The sequence below is a fragment of the Aeromonas mytilicola subsp. aquatica genome (assembly GCF_044336385.1).
Classification (GTDB): Bacteria; Pseudomonadota; Gammaproteobacteria; order Enterobacterales; family Aeromonadaceae; genus Aeromonas; species Aeromonas rivipollensis.
Window position 1 is genome coordinate 3,976,623 of the sequence record NZ_CP172298.1, and the last position, 14,789, is coordinate 3,991,411.

The following is a 14,789-nucleotide window of genomic DNA, read 5'->3' on the forward strand; positions in this document are numbered from 1 at the left end:
GGCCACCCTGAGGTGGCCCGGATCTCAACCCGCCTGTGAACTGAGGTGGTAGTGGCGATTGCTGCCCTGCCCCAGCACCCCCTCTGCCAGCAGATGGTGGAACACACGGTCCACCTCTTCCAGCGAGAGGGAGAGGGCCTCTGCCACCTTGCGCTTGCTGCACTTGAGCTCGCCGCTCTCCAGCGCGCTGCGCACCTGGGCCACCACGGCCGGTGCGGGCTCGGGTCTGCTCACCACCATGGGCGCGGCGGCGGCTGATTCGATCTGGCGCGCCTCGGCCTGCTCCCGCGCCCGCAGCCACTGCCATTGACGGCGGAAGCGGTTCTCCTCGCCGATCAGGCTGACGAAAAAGGCACCGAACGCATCCAGCAACACCGAGAGGAAGCAGACCAGCAGGAACTGCACCTGGCTGATGCTCATGCCCACCCCGTCCGCCAGGCTGCTCATCAGCCCCAGCATGGAGGACTGTTCATTGACAGGCTTGGCATCGCGCTCCTGGCGCAGCTCATCCTGCTTCAGCCTGAGCCGGGTGTTGGCCTGCTGCAATCCGCTCACACCGCTGGAGATCCGCGCCATCTCTATGTACTTGCGCGCCGCCTCCTCGTTGAGCTGGATCTGCCGCTCTATGCTGGCGATCTGCTCGTCGAAACGGGCTATCTCCCGCTCGTGGCGTGCCTGCTGGCTCAGTATGGTGTTGGTGGCGCTGTTGATGCCGCCTATGCTGCCCCCTATGGAGATGGCGGCCAGCACGCTGTAAAACAGCAGCGACCAGAAGGCACCCCCGAGATCGCGGCGCGCCTTGCACTCGCCGTATTCATACCAGACATAGAACTTGCCCAGCTCGAAGATGATGGCCAGGCCGCCAAACAGCCACTTCATCAGCGGGTTGTCGTCGATGGAGAGAAACAGCAGCAGGGAGAAGACGATGGAGGCCAGAATGGCCAACCCGGTAAAACTGTACACCGTGGTCAGTGCGAACCAGCCCTTGGGATAGCGCAATGCGGCAGGAGCCTGTGTGGTCATGATGAAGAGGGAGTGCCGTGCAGGAAAAGTTGGCTGCCGATTATAGTCAGCGGGCGGTCGGAGAGAAGGGCAAATACCTGAATTCCTTCATATGGATAACCAGCTGTCCATAGTGCGACCAAAACGGACAAATCGGCAGCAGAAAACCGCTACAATCGACCTCAGACTTGAAGGGCATGTTTCGTTGTGCCCGGGTTCAGCCCGGCGCGCTACACTGACTCCCTATTGCCATTATCCGAGGCCATCATGAACAGAACGACTAAGCTGCTGCTCTCCCTTCTTCTGGTTGCCGGCACCTCCACCTCATCGGTCCAGGCTCAGGAGCAGGGGAATCAAACTTTCTCCGTTGACGAGCTCACCTTCAAACTGGACTGGAATGACACACAATTTGACTGGTCGCAGACCGGCTGTCTGGATCTTGGGGTCGGTGAGGAGACCTCACCCGATTGCAAGGGCGTGAAGCTCAACCTGGATGATGAGGCGCTCCGCAACCAGCCCCCCAGCAGCAACCAGATCCCGACCAGCCAGGAAGAGTAACCCTTCCCCCCAGGAGCATCTCTGATATGACCCACTTCAAGCGCAGTGCCATCATGCACAGGAGCACCCTGCTGTGCGCTCTGCTGATGGCCCAGGGCGTCGCCTTTGCGGCCCCTCCCTCCAAGAACAACGACGACGTCAGGATCTCCACCGATCGAGGCCAGATCAGCCTGGATTGGGACGACAAGGAGTATGGCTGGTGGCAGGACAACTGCCTGGATGTCAGCACCCGCAGCAGCCGTATCAAGCTCAACTGTGACAACATGGATGGCAAGTATCGCGATCACTACAACCGCAGCATCCACAGCGGCAACAACCCGGGCAAGGGCCACGACAAGGACGACTGGGACAATCACGGCAACGGGAAGAACAAGGATAAGGGAAACGGGAAAGGCAAAAACAAGTGATGGTTCAGGGGCCCCGGCCCCTGAATGCGGCCACCTGTGCAGGCGGTGGCCGCCATATCCTACGCTCGGCTCACGAGCCCCGGGAACAGGCAACTGCCATTCTGCCAACCCAGGCTCAATGAAACACCTTGATACCCTTGGCAAAAAAGTATGAACCAGGCCATTTCACGAACGTTCACCGCCCATTTCTGACAATATTCACAACAATGATGCCAGGATCCTGTTCCGCCCCGGTTAAGGCTGGCGGCGATAGACTGCCTCTCCTCCAGCCGTCATCGAGGCCATCATGCGCAATACCATCTCCCATCTGCTCGCCCGGTTACTGAACAGCGGCGCCGCATTTGAAGCCCCTCTTGCCCGGCGCAGCGCCGCCCAGGATCCCGGTGCTCGCCAGGAAGCACAGGGAGCGAGACGGCCGCCACAGGGCAATAACTCCTGCACCGAGAGCTCTGGCAAGCGCGACGGTGACAAGGTCGGCCGCTGACCGCCCCTGCTGGCGTCTACCAGTAATTTTCCACGCTGATGTTGCCGGGGGCCCGGCGCAGGTTCTTGGCAAGACCCAGATCCAGCAGGGTTAGCTGCGTCTCCTTCACCATGGCGGGATTGCCGCAGATCATCACCTGGCTATGCTCGGCCGAGAAGGCGAGCCCGACCCTGGCCTGCAGCTCGCCGCTGGCGATGGCCGCCGGGATCCGGCCGGGCAGCGCACCGGGCCAGGGTTCGCGGCTGACGAAGGGCACATAGTGAAAACGGGGCCCATACTGCTCGACCAGGCTGGTAATCAGGCCCTGATAGGTGAGCTCCTCCCCCTTGCGCACCCCCTGTACCAGCACCAGATTCTCGAAGCGCTCGAATGCCTCCCCCTCCGCCAGCATGGCGAGGAAGGGGCCTATGGCCGTGCCGGTGGAGAGCAGCCAGAGATCCCGTCCCGGCGGGAGCTCGTCCAGGGTCAGGAAACCCGTGGCCTGGGACTGAACCAGCAAGGTATCCCCCAATTGCAAGGCTCCGAGGGCGGGAGTCAGTTCGCCGTCCGGGATCTCCACCAGATAGAATTCGTGATAGGGGGCTGAGGGGGGATTGACGAAGGAATAGGCGCGCTGGATCCGCTGCTCGCCCCGTTGCAGGGCCAGCTTGGTAAATTGCCCCGCCTTGTAGGGGGCGAGATCCGCCGCTATGCGCAAGGAAAACAGGGTGGGCGTCCACTCGATGCGCTCGAGTACCCGACCTTCGACCCAGGCTGCCATACAGGTTCTCCTCCAAAAGAACAGAACCTCACTCTACCCCTTGATCACCTCTTGATTCAAAAAGAAAAAAACCCGCGCATGTGCGCGGGTTTTTTCTGCAAAGCGAATCGCTATTACAGAGCAACAACCTGGATCTGTACGGTTGCCTTGACGTCAGCGTGCAGCTGAACAACAACTTCGTACTCGCCGGTGTTACGCAGAACGTTGCCCATACGGACTTCGCTCTTGGCAACGGCGACGCCGGCAGCAGTGATGGCTTCAGCCACGTCACGGGTACCGATGGAACCGAACAGCTTGCCTTCGTCGCCAGACTTGGAGGCGATGACAACGGCAGCCAGTTCACCCAGCTTGGCAGCGCGCTCTTCAGCGGCAGCTTTACCGGCAGCCAGTTTGGCTTCCAGTTCAGCACGGCGAGCATCGAAGGTCTCGATGTTGGCCTTGGTAGCCATAACGGCTTTGCCTTGCGGGATCAGATAGTTACGGGCGTAGCCAGCTTTAACAGCTACTTGATCACCCAGACCGCCCAGTTTGGCGATTTTGTCGAGCAGGATAACTTGCATTACCTTTCCTCTATAAAAGTTGAGTTAGGCTTAAGTGCCGGACCGATTCTTACTTGTTGTGCAGATCGGTGTACGGCAGCAGAGCCAGGTAACGAGCACGCTTGATGGCGCGTGCCAGCTGACGCTGATACTTGGCGCGGGTACCGGTGATACGGCTCGGTACGATCTTGCCAGATTCAGTGACGTAGTTTTTCAGAGTAACGATATCTTTGTAGTCGATCTCGGTAACGTTCTCGGCGGTGAAGCGGCAGAACTTACGACGACGGAAATAACGTGCCATGGCCTTTATCCTCTAATGCGGTGATCTAAGAATTACTCTTCGGAAGACGCTTCAACAGCATCTTCGCGGCGCTCGTCGTCACGACGGGTGAAGCGCTCTTCCTTGGCCTTGGCCATCGGAGAAACTTCAGTCACGGCGTGCTTGGTGCGCATGATCATGTTGCGGATAACGGCATCGTTGAAGCGGAAGTTGGTTTCCAGTTCGTCGATAACGGCCTGCTCGGCTTCTACGTTCATCAGAACATAGTGAGCCTTGTGCAGCTTGTCGATCGGGTAAGCCAGTTGACGACGGCCCCAATCTTCCAGGCGATGAATGGTGCCACCAGCGGTGGTGATAGCGCCGGTGTAACGCTCGATCATGCCAGGTACTTGCTCGCTCTGGTCCGGATGAACCATGAAGACGATTTCGTAATGACGCATTTTAGCTCCTTACGGATTAATTCAGCCTCCGCCCAGGTGCAGCCAGACCTCGGAGGCAAGGAACATAGTGGTGTTTAGACGCTGCTTTCTAGGGCGGCGTATTGTACGAAATCACATCTCCCACTGCAACTGGCGTCGACAGATGTTTTTGTCGATGACCCTGATGCAAAACTTCAATTGATAACAATTATCATTTAGATCTATGCTATCTCCATGCTCTTATGGAGGGTGACACCATGCAACCCGCATTGACCACGGCCATCCCGGCCCGCAAATTCAAGCTGACCCTGCTTGGCCCCGCCTTCATCGCCGCCATCGGCTACATAGATCCGGGCAACTTCGCCACCAATATCCAGGCCGGATCCACCTTCGGTTATCAACTGCTGTGGGTGGTGGTCTGGGCCAACCTGATGGCCATGGTGGTGCAGACTCTCTCCGCCAAGCTCGGCATAGTCACCGGCAAGAATCTGGCGGAGCACATCCGCGACCGGCTGCCCAAACCGGCAGTCTGGGCCTACTGGGTACAGGCGGAGATCATCGCCATGGCCACGGATCTCGCCGAGTTCATCGGCGCTGCGGTGGGCTTCAAACTGCTGTTCGGGGTGACCCTGCTGGAAGGGGCCTGCATCACGGCCGTGGTCACCTGGGGCATTCTCATGCTGCAATCCCGCGGCCAGAAGCCGCTGGAATTCGTGGTGGGCGGTCTGCTGCTGTTCGTGGCCGCCGCCTACATAGTCGAACTGGTCTTCTCCCGCCCCCATCTGCCCAGCCTGCTGGAAGGCGCCCTCTTCCCCGGCCTACCCAACGGCGATGCCGTCTATCTCGCCGCCGGCGTGCTGGGGGCGACAGTGATGCCCCACGTCATCTACCTGCACTCAGCGCTGACCCAGCACACCCAGGATCAAGGAACCCTTTCCCAGCGGCTGCACAGCACCCGAGTCGATGTGGCCATCGCCATGACCATAGCCGGCTTCGTCAACCTGGCCATGATGGCAATGGCCGCCGCGGCCTTCCACGACTCGGGCCACCAGCAGGTGGCTGAGCTGGAAACGGCCTACCAGACACTCACTCCCTTGCTGGGGCAGGCAGCCGCCACCCTGTTCGGCCTCTCCCTGGTCGCGTCCGGCATCTCCTCCACAGTGGTCGGGACCCTGGCAGGCCAGGTGGTGATGCAGGGCTTCGTTCGCTTCACCATACCGCTCTGGCTGCGCCGGGCCATCACCATGGCCCCCGCCTTCGTGGTGATCGCCATGGGGCTCAACACCACCGAGATCCTGGTGCTGAGCCAGGTAATTCTGAGCTTTGGCATAGCGCTGGCACTGATTCCGCTGCTGATCCTGACCGGCGATCGCACCCTGATGGGGGAGCATCGCAACCATCCTCTGACCCAGGCAGTCGGTCGTCTCATAGTCGCGCTGGTGATCGGTCTCAACGCCTATCTGCTGGTCACCATGATCTAGTGCTCACTCCGCCATCTTGGGGCCGGCTCGTTAACAGAGGTTAATGAGCCGGTCCCCGCTTTGGCGTATGCTGCCGCTTTCTCTTCTCTTTTTCTCGTTGCGGGAGCCTTGCCATGGAACATACCCGAGTCAGCTTCGTGCTGGGCCATCATCAGGAACAGGCCAACGTCGTCTATTACGATCAGGGGCAACCCAGCCTGCTGGTCACCGACCTCACCCCCTTCCACCCCCAGAGCCACCTCTGGCCCGATCAACCGGGGGATGTGGGCACTGTGCGCTGGGATGGTGGCGAGGCGGCCGTGGGCCCCTGCCGGATGGGGGCCATCAGCCCGGAAGGCAGGCTGTTCGTGGATCAGGATATTCCGGTCAAGCGGGGCGCCGAGGGCTGGGCCTTCGTGGTGGTGCATCCGCTGGCAGGCGGCCACCCCCTGACCCTTGGCAGCCGGGTGGAGCTGCAGGTGGACAAGGATGCCCGCCATGCCCTGAGCCTGGGCCACAGCGGCTGCCATCTGGTGGCGCTGGCCCTTAACCAGGCGCTCGTTCCTTACTGGCGCAAGGAGGTGAGCGAGCGCGACGCGCTGGATCAGCCCGACTTCGACCGCCTCGCCATCCAGAGCTCGCGCGTCGAGCCCATGGGCTCCCGGGAGCAATACCGCATCGGCAAGAGCCTGCGCAAGAAGGGGGTCAACGGCGAGGCCCTGCTGGCGGATCTGGCGCTGATAGAAGAAAAGGTCAACCGGCAACTCGCCGACTGGCTGGCTGAGGGGGGCGAGATCCGCCGCTCGCGAGCTGGCGAGGCCATCATCGACTCTCGTTACTGGCACTGCACCCTGGAAGGGCAAGAGCTGACCATCCCCTGCGGAGGCACCCATGCCGGCACTCTGGCGGAGCTAGGTCAGGTCAGGGTGCGGCTCATCCCCGCAGAGGAGGGGTTCAGCCTGCTATCCGAAGTCACCCCCTGAGTCGACGACCGACCCGGCTTCGCCTCATCAGCCGAGCCGGATCAACAGTATGCCGCAGAGGATCACCAAGGCCGCCATCAGCCTGACCCTCCCCAGCCGCTCCCCCAGCCAGAGCCAGGAGAGCAGGACGGCAAACAGCACGCTGCTCTCGCGCAGTGCCGCCACCAGCCCGATGGGAGCCAGGGTCATGGCCCAGATGACGATGCCATAGGCGAGCAGCGAGAGGGCGCCGCCCAGGGCGCCCGAGTACCACTCGGCCCGGGTCAGGTTGCGCAAGGCGGTGCGGCTCTGCCATCTCATCAGCAGCGGCATCACCAGGGCCGTCAGGGTAAAGAGCCAGAGGGTGTAGCGTATCGGCTCCCCCGCCGAGCGTGCCCCGACCCCGTCAGACAGGGTATAGGCGGCGGTAAACAGCGCCGTGATCAGCACGGCGCACAGGGCCGCAGGCGCCAGCCTGATGCCGCCACGCCAGGCCATCAACAAGACTCCGCCCACCAGCACCATGGCCCCCGCCACAGCCACGACACCGGGCACCTCCTCCAGCAGCAAGGCACCGAACAGCAGCGTCACCAGAGGGGCGCTGCCACGGGCCAGCGGATAGATCTGGCCAAACTCCCCCAAGCGGTAGGCCCGGCCGAGAAAGAGGCAATAGCCGCAGTGCAACAGGATGGAGAGTGCCAACCAGGGATATTCGACCGGGGCCGGCCACCCTACCAACGGCAGGAAAGGCAGGGAGAAGAGGCCGGAGCAGAGGGAGACCAGCAGCACGCTGACACGCCCCTCGGCCTGGCGCTTGGCCAGCGCATTCCACAGGGCGTGCAACAAGGCGGCCAGCAAGATGGCCGCGAAGATGGAGAGGGTCACGACGGGGTTCCAATCAACAAGGGAGTGAGATCATACCCGTTTGCGTCGCAGCAATATGGGAGCCAGCTCATGAAGGCTCCCTGGACTTGACATCAACTCAGGGGGCTTTGCGCATCCCCATATGAGGGATGTCGTCTTCGATATAGCCCTCCCCTTCCGGCACGAAGCCGTGCTGGCCATAGAAACCCTGCAGGTGAGCCTGGGCACCGAGCCAGATGGAGTGACCCGGCCAGCGGGCCGTGCAGGCGGTCACCGCCTCGTCGATCAAGCTGTGACCCAGACCGCCCCCTCTCGACTGGGGGGATGTGACCACCCGGCCTATGGCGGCGCCATTGTCGTCGCCGATGCCGGGGGCCATGATCCTGGCATAGGCCGCCAGATGCTCTCCCTCGTAGCCGAGCAGGTGCAGCACCCCTTCGCGGCGATCCAGTCCATCCAGATCCTGGAAGGGGCAGCTCTGCTCCACCACGAACACCTCGGCCCGCAGGGCCAGCAACTCGTACAACTCGTCCGTGGTCAGTTCAGACCAGGGTTTCAGGATCCAGTTCATGGGCGACTCCTTATCGGTTAGGCCCGCCAGCATAGGTGAGCACCGCCAGGGCGGCATTAACCTTGGTTAAGACTTTTAAGCCGTTTGCGAATGCGGCTGAGGCTGATAGGGGTGATCCCCAGATAGGCGGCGATCTGGTGATCCGGCACCCTGGCATCCAGGGCCGGGAAGCACTGCAGGAAGTGCTGGTAGCGGGCTTGGGGGCTCTCGGTCAACAGCAGCAACTCCTTCTCCTCCTTGATACGCAGCTGCACCGCCAGCAGGTGCTGATACCAGGCGGACCAGCAGGAGAGCGGACGCAGGTCGGCCAGCTGGAACAGCTGCAAGCGGCAGGGTTCCAGTGCCTCCACGCTGTAGCGGGCGGGTTCGCCACTGAGCAGGTGATGGAAGTCGAGAAACTCGTCCCCCTCCCAATAGAACTCCTTGATGTACTCCCGCCCATCCGCCAGCACCACCTTGGCCCGCAGCAACCCCTGCTCCACCCTGACCAGCAGATCCGGGTTGTCACCGGCGTGCCAGAGACTGGTTTTTGGGGCCAGCCGCAAGGGCCGGGCAAAAGAGAGGAGGCGCCTGGCCTCCTGCTCATCTGTGACCCTGTCCCGGAAAAAGGGAGGTCTGTCCATCATCACGGCGTCAGCTGCGGCGCTGACGCACGGCTTCGAACAGGCAGACGCCGCTCGCCACCGAGACGTTGAGGCTGGATACCGCCCCCGCCATCGGGATGCTCACCAGTTCGTCGCAATGTTCGCGGGTCAGGCGACGCATCCCCTTGCCCTCGGCGCCCATCACCAGCGCCATGGGGCCGGTCAGCTTGGCCTGATAGAGGTCGTGGTCCGCCTCGCCGGCGGTACCGACGATCCAGACACCGCGCTCCTGCAACTCACGCAGGGTGCGGGCCAGGTTGGTGACCTGAATGAGCGGCACCACTTCGGCGGCTCCACAGGCGACCTTGCGCACTATGGAGGTCAGGCCAGTGGCCTTGTCCCGCGGCACTATCACCGCATGGACCCCGGCCGCATCGGCGCTGCGCAGGCAGGCGCCGAGGTTGTGCGGGTCAGTCACCCCATCGAGCACCAGCAGGAAAGGCTGGGCCTTTTGATCGGCCAGGCCGTCCAGCAGGCTGGCCAGATCGTGCTCGGCCAGTTTGGGCGCCTCTATCACCTTGGCCATGATGCCCTGGTGATTGTTGCCCTCCGCTTTATCATCCAGCGTCTTGCGGTTCACGCTCTGCACCTTGATGCCGAGGGATTCCAGCTCGGTCAGCAAGGGTTGCAGCCGGTCGTCATCACGGCCCTTGAGGGCCCACACCTCGATGAAACGCTCCGGGGTGCGCTCAAGCAGCGCGGATACAGCGTGAATGCCGTAGATCAGTTCTGTACTCATTTAGTGCTCTTGGTCTTGTCCCGAGCCTTCTTGCTCGGTCGTCTGTTGCTGGGCTTGGCACGGCCACCCTTGTCGGATTTGCCGCTATCCTTGCTCTCTTTGCGTTTATCGTGACGCTGGCCACCCTTGGCGGGCTTGCGCACCACCTCTTTGCCATCCTTGCCGGTCAGCGGCGCTTCCACCATCACGAAGTCGATCTTGCGATCGTCCAGGTTCACGCCCATCACCTTGACGCGCACCTTGTCACCCAGACGGTAGCGACGGCGGAAGTTCTCGCCGATCAGCTGCATGTGCAGGGGATCAAACTGGTAGTAGTCGTTGGTGAGGGTGCTGACGTGCACCAGACCGTCGATGTGGATATCCGCCAGGCGCACGAAGAAGCCAAAGCCGGTGACGCTGGCGATGACGCCGTCGAAGTCGTCACCCACGTGATCCAGCATGTACTCGCACTTGAGCCAGTCTGCCACGTCGCGGGTCGCATCGTCGGCACGGCGCTCGGTCATGGAGCAGTGCTCGCCCATGGGATCCACTTCTTCCAGCTGGTAGTGGTAACCACCGCTCGGCGTCCACTTGTGGCGCAGGTTGCCCTGCTGTTCCTTGGCCGTCTGGTACTTGATGGCGCGGTGCAGAATGAGGTCGGGGTAACGACGGATCGGCGAGGTGAAGTGCGCATAGGACTTCAGGGCCAGACCGAAGTGACCTATGTTGTCGGCCTGATAGACCGCCTGGCGCATGGAGCGCAGCAACATGGTGGAGAGCAGCTCGGCATCCGGGCGTCCCTCAAACTTGGCAGCCAGCTCGGCAAAGTCTTTCGGCTCTGGCTCGAGGCCACCCTTGAGCTCCAGACCCAGTTCGGCCAGGAAGTCACGGAAACCGGTCAGACGCTCTTCGCCCGGGCGGTCGTGCACCCGGAACAGGGCAGAGGCTTCGTTCTTCTCGATGTAACGGGCCGCGGCCACGTTCGCCTGGATCATGCACTCTTCGATGATCTTGTGGGCGTCGTTGCGCACCAGCGGCACTATCTGATCGATCTTGCGCTGGGCGTTGAAGATGAAGCGGGTCTCTTCGCTCTCGAACTCCACGGCGCCACGCTGGTGACGGGCGTGCTTGAGCGCCTTGTAGAGGTTGTTCAGCTCCTCGATGTGACCCACCAGCGGCTCGTACTGCTGACGCAGCTTGGGCTCGCCATCCAGGATCCCCGCCACCTTGCTGTAGGTCATGCGGGCGTGGGAGTTCATCACGGCTTCGTAGAACTTGTAACCGGACATGCGGCCGGCGGCGGAGATGGTCATCTCGCACACCATGCAGAGGCGGTCAACCTGCGGGTTCAGGGAGCAGAGGCCGTTGGAGAGCACCTCCGGCAGCATGGGCACCACGAACTCGGGGAAGTAGACGGAGTTGCCGCGCTGATAGGCTTCGGCATCCAGCGCCGTACCGGGCTTCACATAGGCGGAGACGTCCGCGATGGCAACCCACAGGCGCCAGCCGCCGCCGCGCTTGGCTTCACAGAAGACGGCGTCATCGAAGTCGCGGGCATCTTCCCCGTCTATGGTGACCAGCGGCAGGGCACGCAGATCGATGCGACCCTCTTTGGCCGTCGAAGGCACCTGCTCGCCCAGACCGGCAACCTCCTTGGTCACCTCTTCCGGCCAGGTGTGCGGGATGCCGTGGGTGCGCAGGGCGATCTCGATCTCCATGCCAGGGGCCATGTTCTCGCCCAGCACGTCCAGCACTGTACCGACCGCGTTGATGCGGGAGGTGGCGCGCTGGGTGATGCGTACGACCACCACCTGGCTCTGGCGGGCACCCTTGTTCTCCCCTTCCGGGATGATGATGTCCTGGCCGATGCGGCTGTCATCCGGCACCACGAAGCCAACCCCGTTCTCGACGAAGTAGCGGCCGACGATGTCAGCCTCGCGGGCCTTGAGCAGGCGCACCAGACGCGCTTCCTGACGACCCTTGCGGTCGATCTCGGTCGGCTGCACCAGCACGTAGTCGCCGTGCATCAGCCGCTGCATCTCGCGGTTGTTCAGGAAAAGATCCGATCCGCCACCCTCGGGGCGCAGAAAACCGAATCCATCTTTGTGGCCGAGCACATAGCCTTTCACCAGATTCAGACGATCCGGCAGGGCGTAACATTGGTTGCGAGTGAATACCAGTTGCCCATCGCGCTCCATGGCGCGCAGACGACGGCGCAAGGCTTCCAACGGCTCTTCGTCGGTCAGCTTGAGGACCTTGGCCAACTCCTCCCGGGACATGGGTTTCTCATGACCACGGATAAGCTCCAGCAGCATCTCGCGGCTGGCGATGGGGTTATCGTATTTTTCGGCCTCGCGTTGGAGGAAAGGATCTTTTTGAGACATAAGCAGGCCTTAGGGTAGGTAGTAACGCAGACATTATATCGAAGGGGGGAGCTAATGGCATCCATCGACTGCCTTTTGCCCAATCTCTCTGTCATACTGGGCAAAGTTTGCAGGTATGTGAGACTCGGAACTCATGAGCAAGGACTCGTTCGCCCAATCGGCCGCCTATTTGAAACAGGCGGTCCCCCTGATGATCAAGTATCAAATCCCCACCACCCCGAACAATTACCACCTCTGGTACAACTACGTCTCCGGCGCCATGCCCGAACTGAACAATGCCGTCGATCACGCCATAAAACTGCAGGGCACCTTCTCCCTCACCACCTGTGAGCGTCTCTATCACCAGCATCTGGCCAGCCAGGACGAACAGCAGATGGAGACGATGAAGCTCAATCTGGTCGCCATGGCCAACGAGCTCGGCCACTCCATGCAGGATGCGCTGGTCGACACCGGCCAGTTCCAGGCGATGCTCGACAAGAGCTTCGACAAGTTGAGTCTCATCGATGACGAGGGGCTGAGCCTGGACGACACCATGGCCATCTTGCGGGAGCTGGTACGCGAATCGCGGGATGTGCGCATGTCCACCCTGCACTTTCGCAACCAGCTCAGCAGCGCCGAGAAGGAGATCAAGGAGCTAAAGGCGGCGCTGAACGAGACGCGCAAGATGGCCACCGAGGACGCGCTCACCTCCCTGCTCAACCGCCGCGCCTTCGATCTGGAGATGGACAGCCTGATCCGCAACAAGCAGCCCTTCTCGTTGATCATGACCGACATCGATCGTTTCAAGAACTTCAACGACGAATATGGCCACTTGCTGGGGGATCAGGTGCTGCGCATCGTCGGCAAGCGGCTGCGGGAAGTCAGCAAGGAGGGCATCACTGCCTATCGGCTCGGGGGGGAAGAGTTTGCCCTGCTGGTGCCGGGCCGGGCTCTGGCGCTGACCCGCCAGATGGCGGAGAGCCTGCGCCGGGTCATAGAGCGGATGTCGCTGCTGGATCGCAAATCGGGCCGGCGCATCGATCACATCACCGCCTCCTTCGGTGTGGGGGAATACAATGGCCAGGAGACGGCAGACGCCCTGATAGAGCGCACCGACAAGCTGCTCTACAAGGCCAAGGAGCTCGGTCGCAACCGGGTGATGCCGCTTCCCTCCTGAGCACATCAGACACAAAAAAGGCCGGTCAATGACCGGCCTTTTCAACTTTACCGCGTCGGCTCAGAGGCTTTTCAGCTTCTCTTCCGGCAGCGCCAGCTCATCGTTGTGGTTGACGCCGATGCCGCGCTCCAGCACGTGGCGGGCGATGGCATGGGCCTCTTCCAGGGAGTGCATGCTGTAGGTACCGCACTGGTATTCGTTCAGCTCGGGGATCTTCCCCTGCTCCTGCACTGTCAGCACATCGCTCATGGCAGCCTGCCAGGCCGCACCCACGCGAGCCTCGTCCGGCGCGCCGATCAGGCTCATGTAGAAGCCGGTACGGCAGCCCATGGGGGAAATGTCGATAATTTCGACCCCGTTGCCGTTCAGGTGATCACGCATGAAACCGGCAAAGAGGTGCTCGAGGGTGTGGATGCCGCGCTCGGAGAGGATCTCCTGGTTCGGCACGCAGAAGCGCAGATCGAACACGGTAATGGTGTCCTTGCTCGGGGTCTGCATGGTCTTGGCCACCCGGACTGCCGGGGCTGCCATGCGGGTATGGTCGACGGTAAAACTGTCCAATAACGGCATTTCTGACTCCTGATTGGTTACGAGAACCAGCCCCCGCTGGGGAGCCGATCCTTGCATTGTCGATACTGGGCGCCGTAGCGTTGGGCACGGGCCTCCACCTTGCGGGAGACCTTCATCAGCCACCCCTTGCTGCGGTAGCTGCCACGCCGGTAGCCACCCCAGCCTTCGTGATAGTTGAGATACTGGCCATAGGCATCCCACTTGGAGGTGCCGTTGAGCCGCTGCGCCTTGTTAGTGTACCAGCCCATGAAATCGATGGCGTCGGCGAAGTCGTCGCGATCGCTCCAGCCGTTGCCTGTCTCACGCTGATAGTCGTCCCAAGTCTCATCCTTGACCTGGGCATAGCCGTAGGCAGAGCTGGCACGCCCGGTCGGGATGAAGAGGAAGTATTGCATCGGCGGCTGGGCATCGTGCACGAAGGAAGACTCCTGATACATCATGGCCATCACCACGTGCACCGGGGTCCCCCACTTCTCGTTCATCTTGAGTGCCGCCTTGTGCCACTCCGGCTTCTCCCGAAAGATCTGGCACAGGTTTTCCGGCTGGGCCGGTGGCCGGGAGCTGCAAGCCGTCAGCGCCATCAGCAGGCCTGCCGCCACCACGAGACGCATCCCTGACATCAAGGGGGTGACATCGTCGTGTTTTTGGTCGTTTCGAGGCACATCCATCACATCAAATCGCGTCTTCGTTCTCTTCGCCGGTACGGATACGAATGACACGCTCCACCTCGCAGACGAAGATCTTGCCATCACCGATCTTGCCGGTGCGGGCGGTGTTCTGGATCGCTTCCAGACAGGCGTCGAGCTCTTCGTCCTGCACCACCAGCTCTACTTTCACCTTGGGCAGGAAGTCGACCATGTACTCGGCACCGCGGTAGAGCTCGGTGTGGCCCTTCTGGCGCCCGAAGCCTTTGACTTCGGATACCGTCATGCCGTTGATGCCGATCTCGGCCAGGGCTTCGCGCACATCGTCCAGCTTGAACGGTTTGATGATGGCTTCAATCTTCTTCAT

General features: G+C 61.6%; 19 protein-coding genes. 6 read left to right on the forward strand and 13 right to left on the reverse strand.

Annotation, left to right across the window (positions count from 1 at the left end; translation table 11 throughout):
* Positions 1–24: 24 nt before the first annotated feature.
* Positions 25–1,023, reverse strand: coding sequence for a Preprotein translocase subunit SecY (locus ACFWHB_RS18135; RefSeq protein ID WP_162520010.1), 999 nt, complete (start codon positions 1,021–1,023; stop codon positions 25–27).
* 246 nt (positions 1,024–1,269) lie between these two features.
* On the opposite strand from ACFWHB_RS18135, the gene ACFWHB_RS18140 reads away from it, so the two are divergent.
* From ACFWHB_RS18140 to ACFWHB_RS18150, 3 genes are all read left to right on the forward strand, one after another.
* Positions 1,270–1,560 (forward strand): hypothetical protein, encoded by a 291-nt coding sequence (locus tag ACFWHB_RS18140; RefSeq protein ID WP_171275434.1) that lies wholly within the window; start codon positions 1,270–1,272, stop codon positions 1,558–1,560.
* A 26-nt stretch (positions 1,561–1,586) separates the two neighbouring features.
* Positions 1,587–1,967 carry a hypothetical protein gene (locus ACFWHB_RS18145; protein WP_111913168.1) on the forward strand — a complete coding sequence of 127 codons (381 nt, stop codon included), beginning with the start codon at positions 1,587–1,589 and terminating at the stop codon, positions 1,965–1,967.
* A 286-nt stretch (positions 1,968–2,253) separates the two neighbouring features.
* On the forward strand, positions 2,254–2,451 hold the full coding sequence (locus ACFWHB_RS18150; protein ID WP_234676031.1) for a hypothetical protein: 198 nt from the start codon (positions 2,254–2,256) through the stop codon (positions 2,449–2,451).
* Between the two features lie 16 nt (positions 2,452–2,467).
* Here the strand turns inward: ACFWHB_RS18150 and ACFWHB_RS18155 are convergent, their stop codons facing one another.
* The 4 genes from ACFWHB_RS18155 to rpsF form a co-directional block, all read right to left on the reverse strand.
* Positions 2,468–3,211: a ferredoxin--NADP reductase gene (locus ACFWHB_RS18155; RefSeq protein ID WP_163156684.1), complete on the reverse strand. Its 744-nt coding sequence runs from the start codon at positions 3,209–3,211 to the stop codon at positions 2,468–2,470.
* A 113-nt stretch (positions 3,212–3,324) separates the two neighbouring features.
* Entirely contained in the window at positions 3,325–3,771 is a 447-nt protein-coding gene (rplI, locus tag ACFWHB_RS18160) for a 50S ribosomal protein L9 (RefSeq protein WP_005331773.1), read from the reverse strand.
* Positions 3,772–3,820: 49 nt separating this feature from the next.
* The gene (gene rpsR / locus ACFWHB_RS18165; protein ID WP_005313392.1) at positions 3,821–4,051 is read right to left on the reverse strand and encodes a 30S ribosomal protein S18; all 231 of its coding nucleotides are present in this window, start codon (positions 4,049–4,051) and stop codon (positions 3,821–3,823) included.
* Between the two features lie 32 nt (positions 4,052–4,083).
* Positions 4,084–4,470 (reverse strand): 30S ribosomal protein S6, encoded by a 387-nt coding sequence (rpsF, locus tag ACFWHB_RS18170; RefSeq protein WP_005331771.1) that lies wholly within the window; start codon positions 4,468–4,470, stop codon positions 4,084–4,086.
* 236 nt (positions 4,471–4,706) lie between these two features.
* On the opposite strand from rpsF, the gene ACFWHB_RS18175 reads away from it, so the two are divergent.
* Positions 4,707–5,930 carry an Nramp family divalent metal transporter gene (locus ACFWHB_RS18175; RefSeq protein WP_392417484.1) on the forward strand — a complete coding sequence of 408 codons (1,224 nt, stop codon included), beginning with the start codon at positions 4,707–4,709 and terminating at the stop codon, positions 5,928–5,930.
* Between the two features lie 113 nt (positions 5,931–6,043).
* Positions 6,044–6,892: a hypothetical protein gene (locus ACFWHB_RS18180; protein WP_392417481.1), complete on the forward strand. Its 849-nt coding sequence runs from the start codon at positions 6,044–6,046 to the stop codon at positions 6,890–6,892.
* A gap of 27 nt (positions 6,893–6,919) precedes the next feature.
* Here the strand turns inward: ACFWHB_RS18180 and ACFWHB_RS18185 are convergent, their stop codons facing one another.
* The 5 genes from ACFWHB_RS18185 to rnr form a co-directional block, all read right to left on the reverse strand.
* Positions 6,920–7,756 (reverse strand): EamA family transporter, encoded by an 837-nt coding sequence (locus tag ACFWHB_RS18185; RefSeq protein ID WP_395948997.1) that lies wholly within the window; start codon positions 7,754–7,756, stop codon positions 6,920–6,922.
* 97 nt (positions 7,757–7,853) lie between these two features.
* Positions 7,854–8,306, reverse strand: a complete 453-nt coding sequence (locus tag ACFWHB_RS18190) for a GNAT family N-acetyltransferase (RefSeq protein ID WP_395948998.1) — start codon at positions 8,304–8,306, stop codon at positions 7,854–7,856.
* A gap of 56 nt (positions 8,307–8,362) precedes the next feature.
* Positions 8,363–8,929 carry a Crp/Fnr family transcriptional regulator gene (locus ACFWHB_RS18195; protein WP_395950221.1) on the reverse strand — a complete coding sequence of 189 codons (567 nt, stop codon included), beginning with the start codon at positions 8,927–8,929 and terminating at the stop codon, positions 8,363–8,365.
* 10 nt (positions 8,930–8,939) lie between these two features.
* Positions 8,940–9,689, reverse strand: a complete 750-nt coding sequence (gene rlmB, locus ACFWHB_RS18200; protein WP_163156688.1) for a 23S rRNA (guanosine(2251)-2'-O)-methyltransferase RlmB — start codon at positions 9,687–9,689, stop codon at positions 8,940–8,942.
* Positions 9,686–12,052 carry a ribonuclease R gene (gene rnr / locus ACFWHB_RS18205; protein ID WP_395948999.1) on the reverse strand — a complete coding sequence of 789 codons (2,367 nt, stop codon included), beginning with the start codon at positions 12,050–12,052 and terminating at the stop codon, positions 9,686–9,688. Before rnr ends, rlmB begins: the two co-directional genes overlap by 4 nt.
* Before the next feature lie 133 nt (positions 12,053–12,185).
* Here rnr and ACFWHB_RS18210 point away from each other — a divergent pair, with 133 nt between their 5' ends.
* Positions 12,186–13,208 (forward strand): GGDEF domain-containing protein, encoded by a 1,023-nt coding sequence (locus tag ACFWHB_RS18210; protein ID WP_162520008.1) that lies wholly within the window; start codon positions 12,186–12,188, stop codon positions 13,206–13,208.
* A 60-nt stretch (positions 13,209–13,268) separates the two neighbouring features.
* Here ACFWHB_RS18210 and luxS read toward each other — a convergent pair whose 3' ends face one another.
* The 3 genes from luxS to glnB all read right to left on the reverse strand — a co-directional run bounded on the left by luxS (position 13,269) and on the right by glnB (position 14,789).
* Positions 13,269–13,778 carry an S-ribosylhomocysteine lyase gene (gene luxS / locus ACFWHB_RS18215; RefSeq protein ID WP_106884978.1) on the reverse strand — a complete coding sequence of 170 codons (510 nt, stop codon included), beginning with the start codon at positions 13,776–13,778 and terminating at the stop codon, positions 13,269–13,271.
* Between the two features lie 17 nt (positions 13,779–13,795).
* Positions 13,796–14,389, reverse strand: coding sequence for a transglycosylase SLT domain-containing protein (locus ACFWHB_RS18220; protein ID WP_163149504.1), 594 nt, complete (start codon positions 14,387–14,389; stop codon positions 13,796–13,798).
* Positions 14,390–14,450: 61 nt separating this feature from the next.
* Positions 14,451–14,789, reverse strand: a complete 339-nt coding sequence (glnB, locus tag ACFWHB_RS18225) for a nitrogen regulatory protein P-II (RefSeq protein ID WP_025325723.1) — start codon at positions 14,787–14,789, stop codon at positions 14,451–14,453.

What these genes read in the sequence shown, in the direction of transcription:
- ACFWHB_RS18210 (WP_162520008.1), top strand. Translation starts at nt 12,186, where the DNA reads ATGAGCAAGGACTCGTTCGCCCAATCGGCCGCCTATTTGAAACAGGCG.
- ACFWHB_RS18155 (WP_163156684.1), bottom strand. Translation starts at nt 3,211, where the DNA reads ATGGCAGCCTGGGTCGAAGGTCGGGTACTCGAGCGCATCGAGTGGACG.
- ACFWHB_RS18195 (WP_395950221.1), bottom strand. Translation starts at nt 8,929, where the DNA reads ATGGACAGACCTCCCTTTTTCCGGGACAGGGTCACAGATGAGCAGGAG.
- ACFWHB_RS18190 (WP_395948998.1), bottom strand. Translation starts at nt 8,306, where the DNA reads ATGAACTGGATCCTGAAACCCTGGTCTGAACTGACCACGGACGAGTTG.
- rpsR (WP_005313392.1), bottom strand. Translation starts at nt 4,051, where the DNA reads ATGGCACGTTATTTCCGTCGTCGTAAGTTCTGCCGCTTCACCGCCGAG.
- luxS (WP_106884978.1), bottom strand. Translation starts at nt 13,778, where the DNA reads ATGCCGTTATTGGACAGTTTTACCGTCGACCATACCCGCATGGCAGCC.
- ACFWHB_RS18175 (WP_392417484.1), top strand. Translation starts at nt 4,707, where the DNA reads ATGCAACCCGCATTGACCACGGCCATCCCGGCCCGCAAATTCAAGCTG.
- ACFWHB_RS18135 (WP_162520010.1), bottom strand. Translation starts at nt 1,023, where the DNA reads ATGACCACACAGGCTCCTGCCGCATTGCGCTATCCCAAGGGCTGGTTC.
- ACFWHB_RS18140 (WP_171275434.1), top strand. Translation starts at nt 1,270, where the DNA reads ATGAACAGAACGACTAAGCTGCTGCTCTCCCTTCTTCTGGTTGCCGGC.
- ACFWHB_RS18150 (WP_234676031.1), top strand. Translation starts at nt 2,254, where the DNA reads ATGCGCAATACCATCTCCCATCTGCTCGCCCGGTTACTGAACAGCGGC.
- ACFWHB_RS18145 (WP_111913168.1), top strand. Translation starts at nt 1,587, where the DNA reads ATGACCCACTTCAAGCGCAGTGCCATCATGCACAGGAGCACCCTGCTG.
- rpsF (WP_005331771.1), bottom strand. Translation starts at nt 4,470, where the DNA reads ATGCGTCATTACGAAATCGTCTTCATGGTTCATCCGGACCAGAGCGAG.
- ACFWHB_RS18220 (WP_163149504.1), bottom strand. Translation starts at nt 14,389, where the DNA reads ATGCGTCTCGTGGTGGCGGCAGGCCTGCTGATGGCGCTGACGGCTTGC.
- glnB (WP_025325723.1), bottom strand. Translation starts at nt 14,789, where the DNA reads ATGAAGAAGATTGAAGCCATCATCAAACCGTTCAAGCTGGACGATGTG.
- rplI (WP_005331773.1), bottom strand. Translation starts at nt 3,771, where the DNA reads ATGCAAGTTATCCTGCTCGACAAAATCGCCAAACTGGGCGGTCTGGGT.
- ACFWHB_RS18180 (WP_392417481.1), top strand. Translation starts at nt 6,044, where the DNA reads ATGGAACATACCCGAGTCAGCTTCGTGCTGGGCCATCATCAGGAACAG.
- rnr (WP_395948999.1), bottom strand. Translation starts at nt 12,052, where the DNA reads ATGTCTCAAAAAGATCCTTTCCTCCAACGCGAGGCCGAAAAATACGAT.
- rlmB (WP_163156688.1), bottom strand. Translation starts at nt 9,689, where the DNA reads ATGAGTACAGAACTGATCTACGGCATTCACGCTGTATCCGCGCTGCTT.